The following is a 24,097-nucleotide window of genomic DNA, read 5'->3' as shown; positions in this document are numbered from 1 at the left end:
TTCGAGCCAATTGTAAAGGAATGCTCCCCACGCAATCACCGCACTGGAGGTGCCATGAGCACGACCGATACGCCACTGAGCGGCCCCGACTTTTCCAAGGGCATTCCGTTTGCCGATCTCAGCGACGGAGGCCAGCTTCTGGGGCACGCGCAGGGCGAGGCGGTGCTGCTCTCGCGCCGTGGCGACGACGCGTTTGCCATCGGCGCCACCTGCTCGCATTACGGCGGTCCGTTGGCGGAAGGGCTGGTGGAAGGAGACACCGTCCGATGCCCGTGGCACCATGCCTGCTTCAGCATCCGCACCGGCGAGGCGCTGGCCGCACCAGCGCTCTCACCCGTACCGTGTTATACGGTGGAGCGACGTGGCGATGAGGTGTTCGTGACGGGTAAGGAGGCGCGCGGCGCACTCGCCGCATCGTTTCCCATGCCGTCTTCCACGTCGCGTTCGTCCACGTCGAGTTCGGCGGCGTCGCTGGTGCGGCGTGTGGTCATCGTGGGAGCCGGCGCCGCTGGCGCGGCAGGCGCCGAGATGCTGCGTCGGTGCGGATACGACGGTGCGATCACCATGGTGGACAGCGACACCGACGCGCCGTACGACCGACCAAACCTTTCCAAAGACTATCTCGCCGGCAACGCGCCCGAGGAGTGGATTCCCCTGCGCCCGGACGGCGTGTACGCCGAGCATGGCATCGAGGTGGTGCGGGCGCCCGCCGCGCGCATCGATCGCGAGGCTCGCGTGGTGGAGGTCACCGGCCATGACGCGCTCCCCTACGACGCCCTGCTGCTCGCTACGGGCGCCGAGCCTGTTCGACTGCCGCTGGAAGGCGCGGAGCTCCCGCATGTGCATTATCTGCGCTCGCTCGACGACAGCCGCGCTATCATTGCCGCGGCCAAGACGGCGCGCCACATAGTGGTGATCGGCGCCAGCTTTATCGGACTCGAGGTCGCGGCGGCGCTGACCACACGCGGACTGCCGGTGCAGGTGGTGGCGCCCGAGGATGTGCCACTGGGACGTATCCTGGGTCCGGAGTTAGGTGGCGCGATCCGCGCGTTGCACGAGGAGAAGGGCGTCATCTTCCACCTCGAGCGTAAGCCACTGCGCATTGAGCGCGACACCGTCGTCCTCGACAACCAGCAGCGCATCCCGGCCGACCTCGTGGTCATTGGCGTTGGCGTCCGTCCCCGGCTCGACCTGGCCGAACGTGCCGGGCTCACCATGGACCGTGGGGTGCGCGTGAACGAATATCTCGAAACCAGCGCGCCAGGTATCTACGCGGCCGGCGATATCGCCCGCTGGCCCGACCCGCACAGCGGAGAGCGCCTTCGCGTGGAGCACTGGGTGGTCGCGCAGCGCATGGGCCAGGTGGCGGCGCGCAATATCCTCGGCGCGCGCGAAGCGTTCGTGCACGTCCCGTACTTCTGGAGTGCGCACTACGACATGACGATCAGCTACGTCGGCCATGCCGAGTCGTGGGACACGCTGCACACCGATGGCTCGGCCGCCGAACGCAACCTCTCGGTGCGCTATGAACGGGACGGCAAGCTGTTGGCCCTGGCCACGATCTTTCGTGACCAGGAGAGTCTACAAACCGAACGGGCGATGGAGCGTAGCGTTGCTACGGCGCCGCTCTCGTGAGGATCTGTGCCGTGGTGTCGCGCGACGTGGTGATGATAGCGGCGTTCATGATGCGCTCCGTGCGCTTGACGGCATGTAAATCGCCTTGGCGTTGACGAATTCCTTCATCCCGAAGCCACCGTGCTCGCGACCGAATCCCGAATTCTTGACACCGCCGAATGGCATGTTGGGGTCGGCTGTGCCGAAGGAGTTGATGCGCACCATGCCCGTCTCGAAGTGGTCGCGGGCGAGCCGGAACGCCTGCTCCTCGTTGCGGGTAAAGATCCCACCGCCAAGACCGTAGCGACTCGCGTTGGCGATCCGCATGGCATCGACGTCGTCACTGGCCTTGATGATCGCGGCGACCGGTCCAAACAGTTCGTCGTCGTACGCGGGCGTCCCTGGTTGGCAGTTGGCCAGCACGGTCGCGGGGAAGTAATACCCGACACCTTTGTCGGGAACACCGCCGCAGAGCAGGGTGGCGCCGCCATCGAGGCTCTTGGTGACTTGTTCGGACAGGGTGTCGAACTGTTCCTTGCTCGACAGCGGACCGAGCTGCGTGCGCTCGTCGGTTGGCTCGCCCATCACGGTGGCCTGCATCTGCTCGACGAACGCGCCAACAAAGGCATCGTACACGGCGGCCGTGACGACGAAGCGCTTGGCAGAGACGCAGGTCTCGCCGTTGTTGAAGAGGCGACCGATCACGCAAGTCTTCACGGCGAGTGGCACGTCGGCGTCTTCGAGCACGAGATAGGCGTCATTCGATCCCAGCTCGAGCACCGTTTTCTTCAACTGCTTTGCCGCGGCCTGGCCGATGTGCCGTCCCGCCGCATCGCTGCCGGTCATCGTGACGCCGCGCACGCGTGGGTGCGCGATGATCGCGTCCGACGTGTCGTGGTCCACGACCACCACATCGAACAGGCCCTTGGGCAAGCCTGCCGCGAGACAGATATCGCGCAACATGAGCCCACTGCCGGTGCAGATGCTGGCGTGCTTGAGGATCACGCCGTTGCCCGCCATCAGATTGTCGGCAAGAACGCGGACCGGTTGGTACAGCGGAAAATTCCACGGCTGCACGCTGTACACGACGCCGATCGGGCAATAGGCGACGACGCCCGCCTTGGTACCCCCGCTGTGGGTTCGCGCTTCATCGGCCAGGAGCACGGGACCCTGTTCGGCCGCGTACTCGAAGAGCAGCGCGCACAGCTCGACTTCCAGCTTGCCGTCGCGCAGCAATTTCCCCGTCTCCGCCGTCATGACCGCGGCGAGGGCGTCGGCGTTCGTGCGCAGGGCGTTCGCGATGTCGCGAAGACAGGACGCGCGAGCGTGGTGGCTAGTCGTTCGCCACTGAAGGAACGCTCTATGGCAGGCCTCCAGCTTCTCAAAGGCCGCGTCCGTACTCATGAGTTCGTAGGTCGCGATGGTTTGTTCGGTGGCGGGGTTGATCGTGGTAATGCGTGTCACGGTCGAATCTCCGATGGCGGACTATGCGTGGAGGCGGGACCGCGAGAGATGGCGGACCTGCCGACGTCCTGGTTACGGATATCGGACCTATGCAAGGTTCAGGCGCGCGGGGGGATCTCTGCGTGCCGGCGGCAGTCTTCGTCGTCGGGGAGGCGACCATAGGAAGCGTCGGAGCAGTGCTTAATGGAACCGACCTCGACGCCCGTTCAGTTTCACTCCCATGCCACGACACGGTCTCCTTCGGCCAGCAGGACACATCCGCGCGCCCCGCGCCACGCTTTGTATTGCGTCGCTCGCCGCGTGCGCCCTGACCACGGCGGTGTCTGCGCAGACGCCCGCCCGCACCACCACGCCGATCGCGTTCACGCGCTTCGTCGATTCCCTCGCGCGCGTCGGCTTCTCCGGAAGTGTGCTGCTCGCCGACCAGCGGCAAGTGCTGCTGTATCGGACGATGGGCATGGCGGATCGCGCCACCCGCCGCGCGATTACGCCCTCAGACCGCTGGCGGTACGCGTCGGTGTCCAAGCAGATCACCGCCGCGCTGGTGCTGCGCGAGGTGGACGCGAAGCGCATCGTGCTCGACGTCCCGGTGTCGACGTATCTGCCGGGGTTCACCGACGGGGCGCGGGCTGAGATCACGGTGCGGCACCTATTGCAGCACACGTCGGGGCTTCCCAACCTGAATGACGGACCGAGCGATGCCGATGGCACGCCGCGCGCCTATCGCGAGCGTGGTGCCAACGTGGGCGACGCGGCATACGCGCGGCTCTGCAGCGGTGCGCCAGTTGCGGCGCCGGGCAGCCGCTTCGAATACAACAACTGCGACTACCTCGTGCTCGGGGCGTTGCTGCGCGCGCGCACGGGCAAGACCACGTCGCAACTGCTGGCTAGGCAGCTTGGCTCCGCATGGACGCCCGGCGCCCGCGAAACCGTGCGTGGATATCTCACCGACAGCACGTCGGAGGCGCCATTTGAATTGGCGACGTTTGGATCAGCGGGCGCGCTCACGGGCACGCTCGAGGGGTTGCTGGCCTTCGATCGGCTGTTGCTCGGCACCATGCTGTCGCCGGCGGCAAAAGGCGAGCTGTGGCGCGGTGAACCAAAGCTCGGCTACGCCGCACTCGGTGCGTGGGCGTTTGAGGCCGGCTTGGCGGGATGTGCGACACCCGTACGTCTCATTGAGCGACGCGGTGAAATTGGCGGCATTCAGGTGCGCAACGTGCTGCTGCCCGAGCGCGGGTTGGTACTCATGATGTTCACGAATCGCCTCGACGTGGTGTTCGGTGAAGTCTGGCAGGGCCCCGGGCTGATGTACGATGCGCTGCAGGCGGCAGCCTGTGCTGCGGCCTCGCCCTGAGACCGCACAACACGAACTTCTCGTATCCGGATGTACACCCGTATGAACGACCGCCTTCGCCGCGCCGCGGCCCTTTGGACGTGGACGGGAAACACCCGTCCGCCGTTCGCACACCAGCCAGGCGATGGACAGGAGTCGGTGTGGGACTACCCACGCCCGCCGCGCGTGGTCGCCGATTCACGCGAAGTGGTCGTGCGCGTTGGCGGCATAGAAATCCTGCGCACGCGTAAGGCCTTGCGGCTGTTGGAGACCGCCAGCCCGCCGTCGTTCTATCTGCCTGTCACCGACGCTCTGCGCGCCGCGTTCGTGCCGGCCTCCGGGTCCTCGCATTGCGAGTGGAAGGGCACCGCTCGCTACTGGACAGTGGTGGCGGGCGATGTACGATTGGAGCGTGCCGCGTGGTCGTACGACGCGCCACTCGAGCCGTATGAAATGCTCCGCGATCATGTGGCGCTGTACCCCACGCACGCCGAGTGTCTGGTAAACGGGGAACGCGTGCGCCCGCAAGATGGCGGGTTCTATGGCGGATGGGTCACCGATGAAATCGTCGGTCCGTGGAAGGGTGGAGCGGGCAGCGGCGGCTGGTAGATAAGCGGCCCTAATGCGCTCGAAGCCCTGCGCGCACGTCAACGTGCAGACACGGTCTGCAGCCTATAGGACTCGCGATGCTCAGCGCGTGGCGCGGCGCAGGTAGCCGGGCGTCGCCGCGTATTCGAGCAGCGCGAGCACGCGATCGACAGCAAGCGCGAGCACGGCCGCCGGTAGCGCGCCGGAGAGCACCATGCGCGTGTCGGCGAGCGCGAGGCCGGCGACAATCGGGTCGCCAAGGCCGCCGGCACCGATGAACGCCGCAAGCGTCGCGGCGCCCACGGTGATCACGGCCGACGTGCGAATGCCGATGAAGATCGTGGGCATGGCCAACGGCACACGCACCCACCACAACCGTTGCAACGGGCTCGCGCCCATGGCCTCACAGGCCGCAACCGCATCGGCGTCGGCGGTGCGCACGCCCGTGTAGGTGCTACGCGCGATCGGAAAGAGCGCGTACAGCCAGAGCGCGACGAGCGCCGGGGCGGTGCCAATGCCAAGCACCGGGATCATGAACGCGAGCAGCGCGATGCTCGGCACGGTCTGAATCACGCCGAGCGCGCCGAGCACGCGCTCGGCGGCACGCGGGGCACGTTCGAGCGCGAGACCGAGCGGAACGGCAACGAGGATCGCGGCCGCGAGCGCCATCGCCACCAGGGCGAGATGACGAGCCGTGAGGGCCGCGATCGTGCTCCGCTGGCTCCAGAGGTACGCGGCGAACGAGGCACGGTCGACTGATGCGCTCGTGGTTGGCTGCAGCGTGCCGAGCCCGATCGCGGTGAGCAACTCGCCGGCGACGACGCGCACTTCGGTCTGCTCCACCTCCACGCGGCGGTTCGCGTCGCGCATCAGCCGTTCCGTGAGCCGACCGCTCAGGCGCGCCAGTTCGGCGACCGCGTCAGGGCGGTCGCGCACGAGTCCCGGACCAACGATCGCGGCCGCTTCGTACGGAGGAAAGAAGTGGAGATCGTCTTCGAGGGTGACGAGGTCGTATTTGCTGAGCAGTCCGTCGGTGGAGTAGCCGTCGATGATGTCGACGTCGCCGCTGACGAGGGCGGCGTACTTCACGGCCGGGGCGAGTGGTCGCACCGCACGCCAGCGCAGGCCGTACGCGCTGGCAAGCCCGGGCGCGCCGTCGGGGCGTCCGAGGAAATCGGCGGTGAAGCCACCGGTGAACTCGCCCGGGTGTGCTTTCAGGTCGCTCAAGGTGCGCAGGCCAAACCGCTCCGCTGTCTCGCGCCGCACAGCGATGGCGTACCCGTTCTGGAAGCCGAGCGGCGGCAGCCATCGCACGCCGTATCGCGCGTCGAAGGCGGCCGAGACATGCGCGAAGGTGAGCCGCGGATCGCGGCGCATCGCATCGGTGAGCGAGTCGTGCAAGATGGCGAGGAGTCCGGTTCCCGTGTATTCCGGATAGACATCGATCGCGTCGCGTTGCAGCGCGCCGAACGCGACCTCGGTGGCTCCGAGGCCCAGCCGCCGGTCCACGGCGATACCGCGGCGCTCGAGCAGCTGCGCGAACATTTCGGCAAGCACGTACGACTCGCCGAACGGCTTGGACGCGATGACCACCGCACGCCCTCGCTGCGCCGCGGACGGCGATAGCGCACTCGCAGCTACGCGCTGCGCTTCCGCCGGATTCAACGCCGCATTCATCACCGCGAGTACCGTCGTCACCAGCGAGCCGACTCTGGCCCAGCGGCGGTGCAAGGATGTCATCACGCCGGCTCCATCGCGCGCGCGCCGTCGCGCGCCCGGGCGACCAGTGCGGCCACGTACGGCGTCGCGGGCGCGTCCCGCAGTGCGGCAAAGGGTGCCGCCTGTTCCACTCGACCGGCGCGCATCACGATGACGAGGTCGGCCAACCGCGCCGCCTCGGCGAGGTCGTGGGTCACGAGCAGCGCCGTAAAGCCGCGCGCCGCGCGCACGGTCTCGAACACGCCATGGATCTCGGCGCGCGAGATCGCGTCGAGCGCACCGAACGGCTCGTCGAGCAGCACCACTTCCTGCCGCGCGGCGAGGGCGCGGGCGAGTGCCGCGCGCTGACGCTGACCGCCCGAGAGGTCGCGCGGCAAGCGATCGCCGAACGTCTCATCGGGAAGTCCCACAAGGCGGAGCGCTTCGCACGCAGCAGTGTTCCCATCTTCCATTCCCGTGAGACGCGGTACGAGCATGACATTGCGACGCACACTCCAATGCGGCAGAAGTCCACCCGTTTGCGGAACGAATCCGATACGACGGCGCAGCGCATCAATGGCCTCCGATTCGACACCGCTGTCGCCGATGCGCACGTCACCAGTATCCGGAGTCACGAGTCGGTTGAAGCACCGCAGTGCTGTCGTCTTCCCGGACCCACTCTCGCCCACGATCGCAGCGACCGTTCCCGCCGGCACCACGAAACTGACGTCGTCGAGGGCGACGACCGATCCATATCGGTGACCCAGGTGGCGGGCTTCGAGCGTGAGCGACATGAGCGCGGAGGAAAGAGAAGGGCGAAATGCCCGGAGTCGCTAACTGAGCGGCTTGAGGCGCCCAAGCATCGTCGGAAAAAATTCGGTGATCGTGGGATGGACCGGCAGGAAGTCGCGCAGCACTTCGTACGGCGCGTCGGCCGCCATCATCGCGGCGATCACTTGCACGACCTCGTCGGCCCCGATGCCAAGCATCGTGATCCCGGCGAAGCGATGTGTGTCACCATCAACGAGGAGCTTGATAACGCCCGTCGTCTCGCCTTCTTCTTTCGCGCGGGAGACGGCGGCCATTTCGATGGTCGTCTGTAGAAAGTGCCGACCGTCGGCGAGCGCGCGCCGCGCCTCTGTCTCCGACATGCCGATGCGCCCGAGCGGCGGATCGGTGTACATCGCATAGGTCGTAATGCGCCCGTCGGCCGTGCGCGGCGTACCGTTGTGATTGGCCAACACGATCTCATAGTCCTGATACGACGTGTGCGTGAAAGCGCCCCGTCGATTGACGTCGCCCAAAGCGAACACGCCAGCGACTGACGTTTCGAGTGCTCCGTTCACGGGCACGTATCCCTGGGCATCGATCGCCACAGCGACGGTGTCGAGACCGAGTCCATCGGTGCAGGGACGGCGTCCGGTCGCGACCAGCAGATGTGTTCCCGTCACGCGCTCATCCGCAGTGCCGTCGGGACGACGCAGGGTGACCGCCACGCGACCGTCGGCGTCGCGCGAGACGGTCAAGATCTTCACGCCCGCGACAATGTGCAGCCCCTCGGCCTCGAGCATCGCGGTGATGCGGGCCGAAACGTCGGCGTCCTCGCGAGACGCCACTGCCGGTCCTGCCTCGAGGATGGTTACGCGGCTGCCGAGCCGCGCATACAGCTGCCCCAACTCGAGGCCGATGTAACTTCCGCCAATGACCACCAGCTCCGCAGGCAGCTCGTTGAGTGCCAGGAGCGAGTCATTCGTCAACGCCGCGACGTCGCGCAGTCCGGGGATCGGCGGCAACGATGGTGCCGTGCCCACGTTGAGGTAGACGCGCGCGGCGTGCCACTGCGCGTCTCGCGCACGCACCACGAACCGGCCGTCCGGGGCGCGTCCTTCCAAACGGGCCCAGTCTCGCACGAGCGATACACCGGGCGTTCCGGTCAGCAAGCTCTCAAGGCCGCTGCGGGATCGGGTGACGACACCGCGCATGCGCGCGAGCGCCGCGGGGAGGTCAACGCGTACGTCGCCCACCTGCACGCCGAAGTCGGCAGCGCGTCGGGCGAGATGCGCAACGCGCGCGGTTTTCCGAAGCGTCTTGGTGGGCGTACAGCCCACATTGACACAACTTCCCCCTAGGGCTCCGCCCTCGAATATCGCCACCGAGAGTCCGCGCGAGGCCAGGCCTGTCGCAAGCGACGGACCTGCCTGTCCGGTCCCGATGACGGCGGCGTCCACCAGGGTTGGCGGACTCACTGTTCGATCTGCACGCCCTTCCAGAACGCGACGCGGCCGGCGACGGACTCCGCCCCGGCCTTCGGCGTGGGGTAGTACCATGCAGCATTCGCGTTGTCGGCACCGTCCACGCGCAGCGTGTAATAGCTCGCCACGCCTTTCCACGAGCAGGTGGTCTGATGGCTGCTGTCGACCACGTACTGTCGATCCAGACTCGCGAGTGGGAAGTAGTGATTGCCTTCGACGACGACGGTGTCAGCCGATTCGGCGACGACGGTGCCTTTCCAGATGGCCTTCATGACTACAGACTCGTTTCAGAGGTGTCGCCCACCGGCACCAGCCAGCAGACCCAGAACCAGTTTTTCGCGTCGGTGAAACACTCGACGACGCGCCAGCCGCCAGCCGCAGCCACCGCATCGAGACGAGCGCGGTCGTACTTGTAGGATACTTCCGTGCGAATGGTCGCACCGGCGGCGAAGGACAATTCGAGGTGCTCGACGCGGGCCGTCTGCGGGGACACGGCTTCGAGATGCATCTCGATTCGGCTCTCCGCGTCGTTGAAGAAGGCGCGGTGCCGGAATGCAGCGCGGTGGAAGGTGCCGCGGAACTCACGGTTGAGACGCGTGAGGACATTGAGGTTGAAGTCCGCGGTCACGCCGGCAGCGTCGTTGTACGCGGCGTGCAGAATGCGCGGGTCCTTGCGGCGATCCACGCCCAGCACCAAGCCGCCGTCGGGGCCGACCACCGCCGCGATGTCGCGGAGGAAATGCGCGGCCTCATGCGGCTGCAGGTTGCCGATCGTCGAACCGGGAAAGAACACGACGCGGCGTGCGTCTCCCGGCAGCGGCGGAAGCGGAATGGCATCGCGATAGTCACCGAGCACCGCGCGCACGCGGAGCGCCGGAAACTCCCGGGCACGCTCGGCGCTGACACGCGCCAACTGTTCCTCCGCCACATCCACCGGCACGTAGGCGATCGGGTTGTCCAGCGCGCGCAGGAGCTGCCGCACTTTCGTGGCCGCACCGCTGCCGGGTTCGATGATCGCGGCCCGCGGTCCGATCAAGTCGGCCAAGTCGCCGGCATGCGCCGAAAGGATTTCCTGCTCGGTGCGCGTCGGGTAGTACTCGGGGAGATGACAGATCGCTTCGAACAAGGCCGCGCCGCGCGCATCATAGAACAGCGTCGCCGGCAATGTGCGCGGGGTGGCCTTCAACCCGGCGATCACCTCTCTCCGCAGCCGCGCGTCGACGGCATCGGTGGTGACAAGGAGGGGAGCGGTCACGCGACGTCCCTCGCCAGCCGGACGCCGGTGAACTGCCAGCGCGCATCGCTCGGGAAGAAATTGCGGTAGGTGCGACGCGCGTGAGACGAGGCAGTCGCACAGGAGGCGCCTCGCAGCACCCACTGATCACTCATGAATTTCCCGTTGTATTCGCCAATGGCCCCGGGCGCCGGGCGAAACCCGGGATACGCCAGATAGGCACTCTGCGTCCATTGCCACACGTCGCCGTACCACTGCTGGGGCTTGTCGGTGGCGTCGGCCGACGGATGTCCCGCTCCCGAGTCGGCAAAACGGCCAACGGCGGACGGTTCCGGTGCCGTGATTTCCCACTCCGCCTCGGTGGGCAGTCGCGCCCCCGACCATCGGGCGAAGGCGTCGGCTTCGTAGTGACTCAGGTGGGTCACGGGCGCCTGTGGGTCGAGCTCACGAAGGCCATGCAGTGTGAACTCGTGCCAGGCCCCGTCTACCAGCTCCCAGTACAGCGGTGCCGACCAGCGCTCCGCCTGCACGGCCGCGAAGCCGGCGCTCAGCCAGAGCGCCGGCTGCCGGTAGCCGCCGTCCGCGATGAACGCGGCATACTCGGCGTTCGTGGTCAGTCGCCGCGCCAGTTCGGCCGGCTGCGCGTACACGCGGTGTCGCGGCCCCTCATTGTCGAACGCGAACCCGTGGCCGTCGTGGCCGATGTCATGGACCCCTTCGGCAACCGGGATCCAGCCCTGCGCCGTCGCTGGGGCCGGCGCCGGCGCATCCGACCGGTAGGCCGGTCGTAGCGGATTCGTCCACAGCACGTGCTTGATGTCCGTCAGCAGCAACTCCTGATGCTGCTGCTCGTGGTGCATGCCGAGCGTGATCACGGCGCTGGCGGGATGCGACGGATCGTTGCCGACGCGGTCCAGGAGGGTCATCATCGCATCGTTCACATACGAACGGTACGCGAAGACGTCGCGCACCGTGGGGCGTGTGACGAGGCCCCGCTGGGCGCGGCAGTGCCTCTCACCGGCCTGTACGTAGTACGAGTTAAACAGGAACGCGTACCGCGGTTCGAGCGCGCGGTATTCGGGGAGATGCGGAGCAAGAACGAACGTCTCGAAGAACCACGTGGTGTGGGCCAGGTGCCACTTGGTCGGGCTCACATCGGGCATGCTGCTGACGACGAAATCCTCGACCTCGAGGGGGTCGCACAGCGCCTCGGTGGCGCCTCGGACCGCCGCGAACTGCTCGGTCATCGTGTCGGCGTCGATAGCGGTCGTGGCCATGGCGATCCTGAGGGAGGCGTCGGTGGTCGCGCCCGTTAGACGAGAGCGGTGGAAAGAGACATATTCCGAAAATGGCTCCAAAGTTCCGTCGGGTTCCGGAGCGAGGGGGTCTCACGATGCTTCCGATGAGGCACTCATGCGTTCCGATATTGCTCGCAGCACCAGTGGTGGGTTTCAGGCACGAGGCATAGCCGGTACGAGAGCCATTCTCCTCGCCATGGACTGCAGTCCCAAACGACTGCAAGGCTTGCGGGGCTTCGCAATCTGGCGCATGACGAAAGGCAGACCGACCCGATCCAGATCTTTCTCTGGAGTGACTACACCGCCGAACCAGACACGACGTACCTGTTCCGGATCATTCCGAAGTACGGGACGCCGGGCTCGCTGAGTGACGACGCCGCAGACGCTCTCAAGGTCGAGGTGCGAACGGAGGCGGAGGAGGTCGTCGATGGCCATGGCGTGTGGTTCAATCGCGGAGCGATCGCGAGCCAGGCTTTCTCGCGCGAGTTCGGCGATGTGTCACCCGCCGACCACGTGGACGACTTGGATGTGCCGGTCACGAAGTGGCTCTCTCGCGGACTGGCGGAGGCATGCATCGCCTTCATCGACTGCATCCCGAAGGGCGACGAGCTTGTCGGCTGTGTGTACGAGTTCACGTATCAGCCGGTGCTGATCGCCATCAAAGCGGCGATCAAGCGAGGCGTTCGCGTGCGACTCAGCTATCACGAGACGGACGTGAACAGCGCGGCGATCGCCACCGCCAAACTCCCTCGCAGCTCGAAGGGCAAGCAGGTGCTCTATCCGCGCACCAAGCCGAAAATTCCGCACAACAAATTCTTCGTGCGCGTGCGGAAGACCGTGCCGCATGCGGTGTGGACGGGTTCGACGAACATCACGCCATCAGGCTTCCTCGGCCAGAGCAACGTCGGACTCATCGTCGAGGACCGCCACGTCGCGCAGGCATACTACGACTATTTCGAAGCGCTCTCGCTCGACCCGACGCTGGCCAAGGCGCGAAACGCGGTCGTCGCACTGTCTCCGCATCCACCGGAGCTCGTCCCTTCCTCACCAGTGCCCGTGGTCTTTTCCCCACGACACTCCAGCAACATGCTGGACTGGTATGGGAACCGCATCGAGGACGCGGCCGAAGGCGTGATGTTCACCGGCGCATTCGGCATCAATGAACGGCTGCTTCCGCGGCTCACGAAGGACCGGAGCTTTCTTCGCTTTGTCATGCTGGAGAAACGACCGACTGCGGCCGAATCCGCGCAGCTGCGCAGCGACCGTGATCTGGTGGTCGCCTATGGTGCGGAGCTTGGGAAGACCTCGATGTACAAGAACAAGCAGTTTCAGAAGGTGCGCATCGAGAACTTCAGCCTCGACAAGTGGTTCGCGCGTGAGGAGCACTACCGCAAGCAGGGAAACATCTTCTTTATCCACACAAAAATTCTGCTGATCGATCCGCTCTCGGACGATCTGCTCGTCTGCACGGGTTCCGCCAACTACTCGAAGAACTCGCTCGAGTCCAACGACGAGAACATGCTACTCATTCGTGGCGTTCCCCGCATCGCGGACATCTATCTCACGGAGTTCGATCGCCTCTTCCGGCACTTCTACTTCCGCGACGTCGCCAACGAGATCGAAGCCAAGGGCGGAGATGCGACAGGCGCGTTCCTCGACGAGCGGGACAGCGGAGCGGACGTGTGGACGAAGTCGTACTTCAGGAAAGGGGCGTTCAAGACACGACGGCGTGAAATGTTCTTCGCGTCAGCGAAGAAGAAGTGGACGGCCGCGTCGGGTCGTCGCAAGAAGTTCGAGACGTCGGACGAAGCGTAGTTGCGTCGGCTGGCAAGGTAAAGCGATCGCTACGCCAACGGCGCCACCAAGTCCGCCCGTGCATACACCCACCGTAGCGCCGCCAACTGCACCAGTTGCACCACCACGCCCACGACAACGATCATCGCCAGCGCCGGCAGCATGCCGCGCTGCGCGTCGAACAACTTCTCCGCGCCAAATCCGAGCGCCATCGTGGCGAACATGAACGCAAACGCATATCCCATGAAGCGGTACGCGCGTGACGGCGGGATCGGGCCCCGTATCCGCGCCCACTGCAGAATCGGCGCCAACGCCACTGCCGCCGCCAACATCACGGGCCACACGCCCTGCGCGAGTGACGCCATGAACGACACCGTCGGCGCATGTACCGCCCGCAACGCCACGTAGGTCACGGTAAAACAACACGCCAGCAACGCAATGTCGATCGCGTTGCACACGTACAGAATCGTAGCGCGCTCGCGGCGACTGATCGGATATACCAACGCGCTACCCAACTGCAGTCCGCGCTGCGAGACCGACATCAGCGCGAGCGGCACCGGCGTTTGGAACAGGTGCGTAATGACCGCCATCATCACGCCGCTCACCGTGAACGCCGTCCGCCCGCCGGCCATGTGCTCGTACGCCGCCGCCCGCACCCAGAACGCAAGCGTGGGCATACGCCCTTCGTCGAGGTGCCCCGGCGGGCTCATCGCGCGCGCACGCGAGAAGACCGCCGTCGAACCCGACAGCAGCGCCTCCGGCTCGCCCACTGCTGCCCGCATCCGCGCCACGCCGGGCGACCACCGCGCCCGCATCAGCAGCACCGTCGCGCAGGCGGCGACGGCAGCGGCCAAGGGCAGGGCACCGGTGACCGCCCGCGTATACAGGGCCGGAGCCGCCGCCATTGCGAGCACCACCAGCGCCGAAGCGCCAATCAACTTCGGCCGCTTCGCCGCCAGCCGGGCAGCACCACCAACCGCGTACCAGAACGGGGCAATCATCGCCACACCCACCGCCAAAGCGGCTCCGCCCGCACGCCACGCCACCACACCGACGATCGCACTGAGCGCGAGCACCATCAACACGTCACCTGCAGCCAGTGACCTCCTGAGCCCCGGAAGCATCCAGCTCCCTGGTTGCCTCAACAACTCGTCGGCCGCGCTCGACGCGAGCACTCCCACGATGAGCGGCAACGTGAGCCCCAAGTGCACCGCCGACTGCACCGCGCGCACCTGCTCGCCGAACATCGCAAATGGCGCCATCGCAGCCAGCGACGTCAGGAACAGCGCCGACAGTGCCGCCGGCCGCCAGAACAGCCGGAACAATGCCCCGATGTACATGGTCAGCTCACCGACCCGCCGCCGCGAGTTCCGACGCACTCGTCGGCGCCGACGGAAGTTGCGTGAGTACCGGAAACAAGCGATCGAGGTTGAGCGGACGTACCACGATCTCCGCCCCCAACTCGGCGCCGATCGCCGCCGCCCGCCCCCGCATGCCCCGAACCACCCAGCGCATCGCGCTGCCCGTGCGCTCGCTGCTTACCACCCACGGCGCACTCCACGAGGCGTCCAGCGCGACCGACACCGGTGTCACGATCCACTCTTCATAGGTCTCTTTCAGTTCATCCAGCTCGGCATCCGCCGTCACGCGCCCGCGATCCAGGCACACAATGCGACTTACCACCGGTTCGATGTCCTGCAATAGATGCGACGAAATCACGATGGTGGGCCCGTCGGCATCGAAGCGCTCCAACAACACCGCCAGCACCTCCTGACGCGCCGTGGGATCGAGATCGCTGAGTGGCTCATCCAGCAACAGCAACTCAGGGTGATGACACAGCGCCAGCAGCAGCGACAACCGCTGCACGTTGCCCGGTGAAAGTGCCCCAACCCGCGTGTCCAGCCCGATAGCCAATCGTTCGATCAGCTCCTTCTCGAGCGCCGCATCCCAGCGCACGTAGAACGTCGCCACGTAGCGCACCAGCTGATAGACGCTCATCCACTCCAGAAACCGTGCGTGCTGATGCACCACGCCAATCCGCGCCAGTTCGCCGCTGCCCAACGAGCCGGCATTGACGCCGAACGTGCGCACCGCCCCCGCCGACGGCAGCACCATGCCCGTGACATGATGCAGCAGCGTCGTCTTGCCGCATCCGTTTCGTCCAACCAACCCCACGATCGTGCCGCGCGGAATCGATAGCGATACACTGTCCAGCGCCGTCGTGCCGCCAAAGCGCTTCGTCACCCGGTCCAGTGTGAGCACGTCGGACAATGCGCGGTCTGTGCCGTCAATCATTGATCTCGCTCCTCGTAATCCACGATGTCTGAAAGCAGCTGACGGAACACGGCCACCGCCTTCGCCGGTCGCATCCCCAACTGTCGCGCCGCGAGCGCCGCCGGCTCCAGCAACACACGCAGCTGCTCATCGCGCTCCGCATCCGCATCCGGCCCCGACAGGGCCAACACCTCCAGCGGCAGCCCGGGGCGACGTAGCACCAGCCGTTCGGCCTCGAGCAGGCTATACGCCTTGCTCACCGTCATCGGGTTGATGCCGAGCTCCTGCGACAGCGCCCGCGTGGATGGCAACTCGCTCCCCGCAACCAGCCGTCCGCTGGCCATCTGAAAGCGGATCTGGTCCACCAGCTGTCGGTAGGTCGGTACCCCGCTGTTGGGGTCGAGCAGAATGAGCACGGAAGCGCCAGGTGTATAGGTGACCTAATACACCATACGATGCACGGACCAACCGTATTAGTCAAGCAATACACTGGATACACCGTTCATCCGCGCCCATCCGCGCCAATCCGCGGTAGAGCAGTTCCCACAACCCCAGCCAAACGAAAGAGGACACGAAGGCAAGCGTGCCCCTGCTGGAGTAACCCCAAGGTCGTGGACGCCTCACTAGGCCCAATACGGCGGCGGAAGTAGACATCGAACAAGCAGCCGGCACGTTGGGAGCGTCGCGTTGGCCCGGAGACGAACGGAGTCGGAGCGTGCGCATGCGGCCGTGACAATCGCTGACGTCCGCCGACGGACGACTCGCCACTCCTCGGTTCCGAACTCGGCGTGAGATTCCGGAGCAATTGCTGCGCTGCCGAACATCGCGTAGCCTGTCGTATCCACCACGAACATGGCGGCGACCTTTCCGCGAGCTAACGGGTGGCTAACGGCGCAGGACTAGGATGGCCAGGCAACAGCGGCGCCCGTCCACCCTCTGTCCCACCTTCCATGTCGATGCGTCAGCCCACCCTTCGTGCCCTGTTCATCACGGCGCTTTCCCTCGCAGGCGGACAACTGACGGCATGCAGCGGTGGTGGCGATCCTATCGCTGCACCGGCGCCACCAGCCACAGTAGCCTCGGTTGCGGTGACACCCGCGAATGCCTCGCTGGTAGCTGGGGAATCGGCCGCAATGGCCGCAGCCGTCACGAATTCCAACGGCTCGACCACGACGACGCTCCCCACGGCATGGACCTCAAGCGCGGCCTCGGTCGCCACCGTATCCAGTGATGGCAACGTCCTGGCGGTGTCGCCGGGAACGACCACGATAAGCGCCACCGTTGGCGGCAAAACCGGTGTGGCCAGCGTGGTCGTATTGGCAGTGAGCACGGTGGTGATCGCACCATCCGCGTTAGCCTTGGTAGAGGGCGATGTGCGCGACTTGCAGGCCACCACGACGCTCTCCAACGGTACGAGCAGCGTTCGTGCTGCGACGTGGGTGTCGAATGCGCCAAGCGTGGCAACGGTGTCGAACACAGGGCGCGTGACCGCGCTGAGCGCCGGTACGGCCATCATCTCGGCAACCGTCGGGGGGGTGAGCACCACCACCGCGCTGACCATTGCGCGTCGCGTGTCCAGCATCGCTCTCAATATTTCGGCGAGGGCACTGGTCACGGGCGAAACGGTCACGCTCGTTCCGCTGCTGACGTTCGGCGACAACTCGGCCGTCGTCGGGAAGACGGTCACGTTTACGTCGAGCGCCGTCGCCGTGGCGTCCGTCAGTGCTACCGGTGTGGTGACTGCGCTCACGGCCGGTGTCACCACCGTGTCTGCCACAGTCGATGGGCGCGCCGCGACGGCCGTGATCACCGTGCGACTTCCCGCGGTGACCATTCTGAACACGGCGGCTGCCACGAGCGCGACCGTCGGCCCAGCGGGTGGTGTGCTCACCACGTCGGCCGCCGGTGTCAGCTATCGCCTTGAGATTCCGGCGAACGCGCTACAAGCGAATACGCTGATCCGCATGACTCCGATCGCGAGTATCGGCAATTTGCCGTTGACCGGTGGTATGGTGGCCGCGGTGGATTTGCAGCCATCCGGCTTGGCATTTGCGCGTAATGCAACGCTGCGCATCGGGGTGACTGCGCCGCCGCGGGCCGGGTTGGTGCTGACTGGATTCAGCATGACGGACAACGGCACCAAGGCGGCGCGCGAAGTGGCGGTTGCCCGAGTGAACGAAGTGGCGGTGCTCGTTGGACATTTCACCGCTGCTGGCGCGGCGTTTGGAACGTCTGCCGACCTGCAGTCGCTCAGCCCTCTTCCAATCATCCCCTCGATTGATGCCGAACTCGCGGCACAAGCGTTCTATTCGCTTGCCGCCGTTACGCCACCTGACGTCCCGGCCATGGTTCGTCGGTTGGTCGAATGGTTTGACCTTGGAGTGCTTCCGCAGCTGAATGATGCAAATACGGATGCCGCACTTCTCACCGCCGTGTCGAGTTTCGATATGTGGAGCGACACCGGCCCGTTTGTAACTGGCGTCTTCGCGCTCGTCTCCAATGACCCGGCGATCCGAGATCGCCAGACACAATGGAGGGCTGCCGCACTGCCAAAGTTGCAGCGCGCTATTGAGGGTAACAATCAACTCTGCTCCGCCCAGCAAAGTCTCACCGCCATGCAAAATGTACTGTTCTGGCAGTCAGTGGCGCAGTTGTACGGCATCGCCAATGGCGCATTGCAACGCGCCACCGTACTCGCGCAGTTGTGCGCATCCCTGGTCGTCAGTTCATCCAACTTTCCCGACCCGGTGCAGTCGGATTTCCCGAACGATCTCGATGTGGCCTTCGCGCTCAAGTTCGGTAGCAGCCCGACGCCCCGGCCCATGCCTGTGAGGGTCCGGTTTACCTCCAGCGGCGCCACCTTTGCCAAATCGTCCCCATCCAACAGTGATGCCCAAGGCATCTTCTCGGTGGCCGTGACTGCGCAGGGCAACAGTGTCTTCATGGTCAATCTGGTGGCCTGTCTGGCCTTGGCTGGCGCCGAAGATGTCTGTGCGTCGTATGATGTGAACGGCAACTCGCTCGACGTCACCGGCAGTTACGCCGGGCAGTTCTCAAGTCGCATTCAGACACCCAGTGGTACGTCGTTCCCGGTCAACGTACCGCTCAACGTGCGCTTGACGCAAAACCAAAACGGCGTGAGCGGGACCTACGAAGTCATGCAATTCAACGGAGTGCGTGGGTCCGTATCCGCCACATTGGCCGGCCGTCAGTTGCTCAATTTTTCGCTGAACCAGTTCAGCCCATGTCTCGGCCTGCTGAGCGGCGCCGCAACCGTGACGCTAGCGACCAGAACCATCGCGTCTACCTACGCGGGCTCCGACTGTTCTGGCACGCATTCCAACGGCGTCAGTAACCTCATACCGGGTTCCGTTTCGCTGAAGGATTTCAACGGTGCGTGGTCCATTGCTAACGGATCCCAAGTGTGGCGAGTGCGGCAGAGCGGGTCAACGGTGTTTCTGTCGTTCGCAGCGGTGGTGAACGGCACCCTGAGGTGTGCGGCGCGTTTCCGTGGGACGGTCACGCCTGGGACCGACGTGTTTACCGCGACACTCACGGACAACGTGGCGCCGATCGATGAATTCTCGATTAACGCCCGAGCCACCTGGCAGCCCGATCTTACCAAGCAGCGTGGCGCGCGAATCAACATCACCAGTGGCGGAATGTTCACGGGCCTGAACGCGTATGAACTGATCGGCAACCCGCCCGGCGGATGTGATCCGTAGTTGGTAACACACGTGCGGTAGAGGCTACTTGACACGTGCGGAATCGGCGCGGGCTCACGCGCGTAGTCTTTTAGCCCGAAACTTTACGCCGAACTTCGTTCCCAAAAACGTGCGGCGCTTGCGGAATCGCGTATCCGGGTCCCTCCACAAAACCAAAGAGGACACGAAGGCCAAACGCGCCCCCGTGTCCTCTTCTTTTCAGACCACGCAGTCAAAGCAGCCCTACGGGTTACGGTCGATACACACGCCCGCGCCCGCGTTCGGATTGTTCGTCTCCGCCAACGGCAGCGGCAACGTCACGTCCGTGCCGTAGTTGCCACCCTTGTGCCACGCACCCGTCGGGAACACCGTCGCCGCCGTCCGCGCATACTGTCGGATCAAACGACGCATGTCGCCCGTTCGCGTGCCACGCCCGAACAACGTGAACGCCCGCTCGCGGAACAGCTGATCCACCCGCGTGGCTTCCGTTCCCGCGTCGGTCAGCGGCGTCAGGCCCGTGAACGTCGCACGCAGCGCGTTCAGCGTGGTCAGCGAGCCGCCCGTGTTGCCGGCGCGCAACTGCGCTTCGGCTTCGATCAGGCGGGCTTCCTGACCCGACACGATTGCCACCGACGACTCACGCGCCGGCCACAACCGCTGCACGTAGTACGGCGTGCTCAGGTCGTCGCGGCTGGCCTTCGTCACGCCGATCGTCCGGCAGACCACGTCGTTGCCCGCGCACACCGGCACGCGCGGATCGTTCGCCAGCGCGTAGTTCATGCCGTTCCCGCCTTCGCTCGTGCTCACGCTGTAGCGACCAGCCAGATTGTTGAAATTCCAGAACTGGTTGCTCGTGGTCGTCAGCGCGTGATACGTGAGATACTGGAACGAGGTCGCCACTCCGGTAACCGCGGTCGCCGCGTCGGCCGGGCGGTTGAGGCCCAGGAGAATCCGACCCTTGATCACCTGCAACGCGCTGCGCACGCGTACGTCGTCGACCGTCGTGCCGGTCACCAGCGCTAGGCCGGAGTCCGCGTGAGCCAGGGCCCGCGTGAATGCGGCGGCGGTGGTCAGCGGCGTACCGTAGGACTCCGTACCGTCGACCACCGTGCTGAACACGACACCACTACAGTAGTGCTCGGCCGCCTGGTCTTCGATATACGATTGAATGAAGTACATCTCGGCCAACTGCCAGCCCGGTGCCGTCGGGCTGTACTGCTTCAGCAGCTCAATCGACTGCTCGGCCGACAACCGCGCGCGATGCATCGCGCGATTGGCGTCAGTCAGGAAATTGTTCTGCGGCGTGATCACGCGCTGGTCGATTTCCTGACGCGCGATGAACGAGTCGCCGTTGTTCCACTCGTCGGCGAACAGCCCGCCCAGTAGCAGCAAGCTTTCGCCGCCGGCGGTCGCCACGTTCAGGCGCGCAATGGCGCCCACGCGCGCCGCGTTGGCACCCGCCGCGCTGGACACGTTGGTCGGGTTGATGATGTCCGGATCCTCGATCGAGAGGAACTCGGAGGGATTACAACCGATCGACGCCAACGCACCGGCCGCCAGAATGCTCATGGCGAGTGCGCGGGCACGGGACTGCAAAGTGCTATGCATGCGGTGAGTGCTCCTCAGAAGCCGAAAGTGAAGCGGAACGCGAAGTACGTCGGCGGGCCGAAGGCCTGGAACTCCGACGGCGCATCGCCCGTGGTGCCGAACGCTTCCGGATCGACGCCCGTGTACTTGGTCCAGAGGATGCCGAGGTTACGCACCGATGCCGTGGCGCTCAGACTACGGCCACGGAATAGTCGCGTGGCCACGCGTGCCGGCACCTGATAGGTCGCCGATAGCTCGCGAAAGCGTAGGTAGTCGCCGTCTTCGAAGAAGCCGGCCACTGAGCGGCTGGGATGCTCCCGCACCATCACCACGCGCGCCTGCTCCTCGAGCGAAGCGGCCGTATTCAGCAGCCCCGAGCAGTTCAGTCGGCTCGCGCAGCGAATGCGTTCCGTGTTGTTGTAGATCTTGTGACCGCCCTTGTAGTCGAGCAGTGCGGTCACGCGCAGCGCCTTGTTGAACAAGTCGATGCCGGTGGTGAAGCCCATTTCCGTCTTCGGCATGGAGTAGCCGATGAACACCGACGTGTCCGTCACCGTGATCTCGCTCAGCGCGTTGCTCGCGTTGTACTCGATGATGCCGTTGCCGTTCTTGTCGTCGAAGCCGGTGAGCTGACGCGACCACCAGCCATACAGCGGATAGCCCTGGCGCTGTTGCTGCGTGGTGCCGATGGTCGGCTGGCCACCAAGGCTGATCAACTCGTTGTCGTTGTACGCACCGTTCAGCGTGACATCGAGGCCGAAGGCCTGCTTCTGAATCAGCTGCGCCGAGATCAGCGCTTCGTAACCGCGATTACGCACCGAGCCCAGGTTCTCGAGGCGTGCGGTGGCGCCGGTGCCGAGCGACGGCGGCAGCACTTTGCTCACCAGCGCATCCTTCGACAGCTTGTTGTAGTACGTGATCTCGGTGTTGACGCGGCCGTTCCAGTACGTGCCGTCCAGCCCGATTTCCGTTTCGGTCGAGCGCTCCGGACGCAGATTCTTGTTGCCGAGCGTCGAGTACACGAGGGCAGGGACGTCGCCACTCTCCTGACGCCCCGCCGTGGCCGAGTAGTACTGAACGGCGTCGATCGTGCCGGGCTGCACGCCCGACGCACCGTAGGCCGAACGCAAGCGCAGCTGATCGAGCCACTGCGGCTTCGGGAAGAACGACTCCTGCGACAGCACCCACGACGCGGCGATCTTCGGATAGAACACCGTCTTGAAGTTCGCACCGAACGCGCTGTTGCGATCCGACCGCAGCGCGGCCGTCAGGAACAGGCGGTCGTTGAAGCCGACGTTCTGCTCCACGAAGGCGCCCAGCGTGCGGCTCTCGCTGTACGACTCGTCGGCTTGCGCCGTCGCGCCGGCCGTCACCGTCGTGGCGCCGGGCGGCAACACAAGGCCCGTGGCGCCGTTGCGGTCGAAGATGCTCTGGTACATCTGCACGCCGACGGTCGTCTTCGACTCGATCGCGTTCGTGAGCGACTTCGTAGCCGTCGCGCCGGCGTCCACCGTGTACGTGTAGAAGTTCGTACGGTTGTCGCGCTTGTAGCCGAGGCGATCGGTGCCGATGTCTGGGCAGTTCTGGAACCGGCACAGCTGCGTGTCGACCCGGTTCACGTAGTCGAGGCCGAAGTTGCCGCGCACCGCCAGCCAATCCGTCGGGCGGTAATTCGATCCGATCGACGAAATCATGCGATTGATGTTCTGCACCGACTCCGACTGATAGATGTCGCGCGTCGTGAACTGGCGCCAACCGAACAGCGTATCACCGGTGGCTGTCAGGTTGTACTTGAAACCGGGGCCGCCGTACACGTTGGCGGCAATGCCCGACGTACCGGAGTCGTCGCTCTGCGGCAGGCGCAGGTCCTGATTGGTGTAGCCCGCACTGACCGTCACGTCAGCCTTCGGCGACAACGCGATATTGAGATTCGCGCGCGTCGTGATCTTGTTCAGATGATTGGGGCTCATCTGGATCGCACTCAACGGCGTACCGGCCGCCGCCAACTTCCGCGCATCGAACTCGGTGAGCTTGGTCACGCCGTCCTCGTCTTCCCACTCACCGTGCAGGAAGTAGCGCACGGTTTCCGAGCCGCCCTTCACCTGCAGGCCGTGCTGCTGACGATAGCCCACGCCGTACGGCGTCGTCTCCGCGTCGTCATGCAGATTGAAGCTGCTCACGCTGTCGATGGCGCAGGAGCCGGCCGCCTTCTGCGTGAGGAAGCACTGCACGGCATTCGAGCGCGTCGAGGTGGTCGCCGCTGTGGTGCCGCTGCGCCATGCCCGATACGCCGTGGGATAGGCGTTGCGGTCGGTGAGTGCCGTCTGTTCGGTGTAGTACGTCCACTGCGGCTTGCCGGCCACGCCGCGCTTGGTCTTGATGACGATGACGCCGTTCGCCGCATCGGTGCCGTACAGCGTCGACGCTGACGGACCACGCACCACTTCGATCGACTCGATCTCTTCCGGATTCAAATCGCCCACGCGGCTCGGCGTCGTGCCGCCCACGCTGAGCGTCGACGAACCGGTCGATCCGTCGATGCGAATGCCGTCGATCACGTAGATCGGATTGTTCGACAACGCCACCGAACTCGTGCCGCGAATACGCACGCGCACACCGGCACCCGTTTGCGTACCCGGCGTCACCAGCACGCCCGGCGCCCGCGCCGTGAGCAGGTCGGCCATGTTGGCCACACCGCGCGTCTCAACCACTTCCGCTGCATTCACCTGGGCGATGGAATTGCCGACTTCGTTGCGGCGCTGCTGGCCGGTCGCCGTGGTGACAACGGGATTCAGGGTGGCCGGCACGGACTTCAGCTGCAGGTTCACGGTCGTGACCTGCGAGGCCGATACCGTTGTGGCCTGATTCAGCTCGGAGTATCCGAGGCGGAGCACGCGAAGTCGCACCGCTCCCGCCGGCACCGCCCGGATGGAATAGATGCCGTCTTGGTTGGTCTGGGCGCCGAGCGTCGTGCCCACCACCTGAATCTGGGCGGCGCCGACGGGCTGTCCGGTCGATGCATCCGTCACGCGGCCCGACACGGTCCCCGTCGACGCTTGCTGCGCCTGGACAACGGGGGCCATCAGCGCTGTGGCGACGAAGGCCAGCGCACTGAGCAAACTTCGCTGACTCATGAAGAACTCCTTGGGGTAAACGCGGGAAGGCGTAGCGCCCACTTTGGTTAGGCAAGTAGGCTGCGCGAAGCTATCCTCCCACGCGGCCCCCGCAATAGCGCTGCCGCGGTGCGCGACGTT

General features: G+C 65.4%; 17 protein-coding genes and 1 pseudogene. 6 read left to right on the top strand and 12 right to left on the bottom strand.

Going from position 1 to position 24,097, the window contains the following annotated elements; genetic code table 11:
- The first annotated feature begins 54 nt into the window (after positions 1 to 54).
- Positions 55 to 1,635: an FAD-dependent oxidoreductase gene (locus HKW67_RS06635; protein WP_171224633.1), complete on the top strand. Its 1,581-nt coding sequence runs from the start codon at positions 55 to 57 to the stop codon at positions 1,633 to 1,635.
- A gap of 45 nt (positions 1,636 to 1,680) precedes the next feature.
- Here HKW67_RS06635 and HKW67_RS06630 read toward each other — a convergent pair whose 3' ends face one another.
- Entirely contained in the window at positions 1,681 to 3,078 is a 1,398-nt protein-coding gene (locus HKW67_RS06630) for an NAD-dependent succinate-semialdehyde dehydrogenase (protein ID WP_171224632.1), read from the bottom strand.
- A 220-nt stretch (positions 3,079 to 3,298) separates the two neighbouring features.
- Here HKW67_RS06630 and HKW67_RS06625 point away from each other — a divergent pair, with 220 nt between their 5' ends.
- Positions 3,299 to 4,435 carry a serine hydrolase domain-containing protein gene (locus tag HKW67_RS06625; RefSeq protein WP_171224631.1) on the top strand — a complete coding sequence of 379 codons (1,137 nt, stop codon included), beginning with the start codon at positions 3,299 to 3,301 and terminating at the stop codon, positions 4,433 to 4,435.
- Positions 4,436 to 4,477: 42 nt separating this feature from the next.
- Positions 4,478 to 5,023 carry a DUF427 domain-containing protein gene (locus HKW67_RS06620; RefSeq protein WP_171224630.1) on the top strand — a complete coding sequence of 182 codons (546 nt, stop codon included), beginning with the start codon at positions 4,478 to 4,480 and terminating at the stop codon, positions 5,021 to 5,023.
- Between the two features lie 81 nt (positions 5,024 to 5,104).
- Here the strand turns inward: HKW67_RS06620 and HKW67_RS06615 are convergent, their stop codons facing one another.
- Genes HKW67_RS06615 through egtB form a run of 6 tightly spaced genes read right to left on the bottom strand, consistent with a single transcriptional unit; the run spans position 5,105 to position 11,463 of the window.
- Positions 5,105 to 6,742, bottom strand: a complete 1,638-nt coding sequence (locus HKW67_RS06615) for a glycine betaine ABC transporter substrate-binding protein (protein ID WP_171224629.1) — start codon at positions 6,740 to 6,742, stop codon at positions 5,105 to 5,107.
- A complete protein-coding gene (locus HKW67_RS06610; RefSeq protein ID WP_171224628.1) occupies positions 6,742 to 7,494 on the bottom strand; it encodes an ATP-binding cassette domain-containing protein in 753 nt (250 codons plus the stop codon). The genes HKW67_RS06615 and HKW67_RS06610 overlap by 1 nt, the downstream gene beginning before the upstream one ends.
- Before the next feature lie 39 nt (positions 7,495 to 7,533).
- Positions 7,534 to 8,946: a mercuric reductase gene (locus HKW67_RS06605; RefSeq protein WP_206044627.1), complete on the bottom strand. Its 1,413-nt coding sequence runs from the start codon at positions 8,944 to 8,946 to the stop codon at positions 7,534 to 7,536.
- Positions 8,943 to 9,224 (bottom strand): DUF427 domain-containing protein, encoded by a 282-nt coding sequence (locus HKW67_RS06600; RefSeq protein ID WP_171224626.1) that lies wholly within the window; start codon positions 9,222 to 9,224, stop codon positions 8,943 to 8,945. Before HKW67_RS06600 ends, HKW67_RS06605 begins: the two co-directional genes overlap by 4 nt.
- A gap of 2 nt (positions 9,225 to 9,226) precedes the next feature.
- Complete coding sequence (egtD, locus tag HKW67_RS06595) at positions 9,227 to 10,207, bottom strand: L-histidine N(alpha)-methyltransferase (protein WP_171224625.1); 981 nt, start codon at positions 10,205 to 10,207, stop codon at positions 9,227 to 9,229.
- Entirely contained in the window at positions 10,204 to 11,463 is a 1,260-nt protein-coding gene (gene egtB / locus HKW67_RS06590; protein WP_171224624.1) for an ergothioneine biosynthesis protein EgtB, read from the bottom strand. Before egtB ends, egtD begins: the two co-directional genes overlap by 4 nt.
- A gap of 420 nt (positions 11,464 to 11,883) precedes the next feature.
- Here egtB and HKW67_RS06585 point away from each other — a divergent pair, with 420 nt between their 5' ends.
- Positions 11,884 to 13,299: a phospholipase D-like domain-containing protein gene (locus HKW67_RS06585; RefSeq protein WP_171224623.1), complete on the top strand. Its 1,416-nt coding sequence runs from the start codon at positions 11,884 to 11,886 to the stop codon at positions 13,297 to 13,299.
- 29 nt (positions 13,300 to 13,328) lie between these two features.
- On the opposite strand, the gene HKW67_RS06580 is transcribed toward HKW67_RS06585, so the two are convergent.
- From HKW67_RS06580 to HKW67_RS06570, 3 genes are read right to left on the bottom strand one after another with little or no spacing between them, the layout of a single operon-like run.
- Positions 13,329 to 14,618, bottom strand: a complete 1,290-nt coding sequence (locus tag HKW67_RS06580) for a hypothetical protein (RefSeq protein ID WP_171224622.1) — start codon at positions 14,616 to 14,618, stop codon at positions 13,329 to 13,331.
- 7 nt (positions 14,619 to 14,625) lie between these two features.
- Positions 14,626 to 15,573, bottom strand: coding sequence for an ATP-binding cassette domain-containing protein (locus HKW67_RS06575; protein WP_171224621.1), 948 nt, complete (start codon positions 15,571 to 15,573; stop codon positions 14,626 to 14,628).
- Positions 15,570 to 15,968 carry a GntR family transcriptional regulator gene (locus HKW67_RS06570; RefSeq protein WP_171224620.1) on the bottom strand — a complete coding sequence of 133 codons (399 nt, stop codon included), beginning with the start codon at positions 15,966 to 15,968 and terminating at the stop codon, positions 15,570 to 15,572. Before HKW67_RS06570 ends, HKW67_RS06575 begins: the two co-directional genes overlap by 4 nt.
- 534 nt (positions 15,969 to 16,502) lie before the next feature.
- Here HKW67_RS06570 and HKW67_RS22745 point away from each other — a divergent pair.
- Positions 16,503 to 17,288 (top strand): annotated as a pseudogene (locus HKW67_RS22745) (Ig-like domain-containing protein); the annotation flags it as partial.
- Positions 17,289 to 17,378: 90 nt separating this feature from the next.
- Positions 17,379 to 19,277: a hypothetical protein gene (locus HKW67_RS06565; protein ID WP_230981141.1), complete on the top strand. Its 1,899-nt coding sequence runs from the start codon at positions 17,379 to 17,381 to the stop codon at positions 19,275 to 19,277.
- A 222-nt stretch (positions 19,278 to 19,499) separates the two neighbouring features.
- On the opposite strand, the gene HKW67_RS06560 is transcribed toward HKW67_RS06565, so the two are convergent.
- Both HKW67_RS06560 and HKW67_RS06555 read right to left on the bottom strand, forming a co-directional pair.
- Positions 19,500 to 20,864: a RagB/SusD family nutrient uptake outer membrane protein gene (locus tag HKW67_RS06560; protein WP_171224618.1), complete on the bottom strand. Its 1,365-nt coding sequence runs from the start codon at positions 20,862 to 20,864 to the stop codon at positions 19,500 to 19,502.
- A 14-nt stretch (positions 20,865 to 20,878) separates the two neighbouring features.
- Positions 20,879 to 23,977 (bottom strand): SusC/RagA family TonB-linked outer membrane protein, encoded by a 3,099-nt coding sequence (locus tag HKW67_RS06555; protein WP_171224617.1) that lies wholly within the window; start codon positions 23,975 to 23,977, stop codon positions 20,879 to 20,881.
- Positions 23,978 to 24,097: the final 120 nt, after the last annotated feature.

Source organism: Gemmatimonas groenlandica, from assembly GCF_013004105.1.
Taxonomy (GTDB): domain Bacteria; phylum Gemmatimonadota; class Gemmatimonadetes; order Gemmatimonadales; family Gemmatimonadaceae; genus Gemmatimonas; species Gemmatimonas groenlandica.
This window is presented reverse-complemented; position numbering and strand designations above follow the sequence as displayed.